The sequence below is a fragment of the Chrysiogenia bacterium genome (assembly GCA_020434085.1).
Taxonomy (GTDB): Bacteria; JAGRBM01; JAGRBM01; order JAGRBM01; family JAGRBM01; genus JAGRBM01.
On sequence record JAGRBM010000480.1, the window covers coordinates 1 to 2045 of the forward strand.

3 protein-coding genes are annotated in these 2045 nt (G+C 62.7%); 2 read left to right on the forward strand and 1 reads right to left on the reverse strand.

Going from position 1 to position 2045, the window contains the following annotated elements:
- Positions 1 to 316 (forward strand): 2OG-Fe(II) oxygenase (locus KDH09_16240; GenBank protein ID MCB0221248.1); only part of this gene is annotated, 316 nt, incomplete at its 5' end.
- Here the strand turns inward: KDH09_16240 and KDH09_16245 are convergent.
- Positions 313 to 1146, reverse strand: coding sequence for a mechanosensitive ion channel family protein (locus tag KDH09_16245; protein MCB0221249.1), 834 nt, complete (start codon positions 1144 to 1146; stop codon positions 313 to 315). The two genes, KDH09_16240 and KDH09_16245, sit on opposite strands and share 4 nt — an antisense overlap.
- Before the next feature lie 101 nt (positions 1147 to 1247).
- On the opposite strand from KDH09_16245, the gene KDH09_16250 reads away from it, so the two are divergent.
- On the forward strand, positions 1248 to 2045 hold a 798-nt coding region (locus KDH09_16250; GenBank protein MCB0221250.1), incomplete at its 3' end, for a DUF547 domain-containing protein.

Consider the following 2045-nt stretch of genomic DNA (forward strand, 5'->3'; position numbering starts at 1 on the left):
GGCCATCTACCCGCCGGGCGCGGGCTACCGGAAACACCTCGACCGCTTTGCCGACTCCAATGCGCGCGAGGTCACCTTCGTGACTTACCTCAACCGCGAGTGGAAGGAAGAGGACGGCGGCCTGCTGCGCCTGTATTCGGAGACGGCGCCGGGACTTGTCACAACAGAGATTGTCCCGCGCCTGGGAACCACCGCGTTTTTCCTGAGCGGATCGATCTGGCACGAGGTCACGGCTACTGCGCGCAGGCGCTACTCGGCGACGGGGTGGTTTCGCAGCGACGGGTTCACGGCGCCGCGCAGGCAGGAACTGCCCTAGGCCTGCTTCTTTTCCTCGCGCGTGAGCACGTCGCGATGGGGATAGGGGATGGTGATGCCCGCGGCGCACACCGCATTCCAGATGGCCAGGTTCGCGCTGCCACGTCCCTCGAAGTAGCGGCGCGTTGGAAGCCAGTAGCGCACGGCAATGTCGATGCTCGATTCGCCAAATCCCTCGATGCCCGCCTGCGGCGGCGGCTCTTTGACGACAAGCTCCTGTTCCCGGAGCGCCTTGACGATTGCATCGGCGGCAACGGCCGGATCGTCGCCGTAGTCGACTCCCACCGTGAGTTCGACGATGCGGTTCGCGTAGGAGTTCTGCATCATCTCGCCGATGACCATCTTGTTGGGAATCGTGATGGTTTCCTGATCCTCGGTGCTCAGGATCGTGGCCGCGAGCTTGATCTCGTCCACGACGCCCGAAGCGCCCTGCACGACGATGGTGTCGCCGACCTTGAACGGGCGCGTGAGAATGAGCGCAAGGCCCGCGGCGTAGTTGGCGAAAAGCCCCTGCAGCGCAAAGGTCGCTCCAAAGGCCACGGCGCCAAGCGCCGCAATCAGCGGCGCCAGCGTGATGCCGAACTTGCCAAGGCTGATGATCAGGAACAGCGAGAAGACCGCGATGCGCGAGGTGCTCCCGATAAAGCGCGTAAGTGTCACATCGACGTTCTTCTTTTCGAGAAAGTCGGTGACAATGCGCCCGCACCACTTCGAGATCAGGACGCCCAGCAGCAAAATGATCAGGGCGCCAAAGACCTGCACGCCATACTGAACGCCAAAGTCGATGAGCTTCTCGCTCAGGTGCTTTACGGTTTCGAGTTCTTCTTCCATGACATCCCCCCAAGGCCGCCCGTAGGGAGGCTTTAAGCCATCGCCGGGCCCGTGACAAGCCGGCTGGACTGGCCGCCGGCGACGCGGGTACAAATCTCCCCATGGCAAAGCGACTCAAGAAACCCAGGAATTCCCTGCTGGGGACGCTCAATGATTTCACAGACGTCGTCCGGCACGCGCGCAGCGGCGGCGAGATCGTGCGCGGCCTGATGCCCTCGGGCATGCTCAAGCGCAAGATCCTCAATGAGGGCGATGCCGCCGGCCCGGATGCGAGTGACATCGATCAGGCGCTTCGACGCCTGCGCAACCAGCTCAAGGGCGAGTTCCTGGACGAGGGCGCCGTCGACTACGCAGGCATCAAGGCCTCGCCGGTGTACCGCGAGCTGCAGGAGACCAGCCGCCTGCTGCCTCATGTGAATCCGACGGAGTTTGCCCAGAGCGAGCGACTGGCCTTCTGGCTCAACCTCTACAACGTGCTGGCCATCCATGGGATCATCGCCCTGGAGATCCGCAAGTCCGTGATGGAGGTTCCCTCCTTTTTCCACCTGGTTGCCTACCGGGTTAGTGACTGGGTTTTCACTCTCGACGACATCGAGAACGGGGTGCTGCGCCGCAACCGCCCGCACCCGGCAATGAAGAACCTGATGTTCGACGCCGACGATCCGCGGATGAGCTGCTGCCCGCGCGAGGTCGACCCGCGCATCCACATGGCGCTCGTTTGCTGCGCCGCGAGTTGCCCGCCGGTGGCCTTCTATGAAGCCAGAAAAATCGACGCGCAGCTCGAAGCGGCCACCCGGAATTTCGTCGAATCCGAAATTCTCATTGACGACAAAAAGCGCGAACTCACCCTTCCACTGATCTTCCGCTACTACGAAGAGGATTTCGGCGGCTGGCAGGGA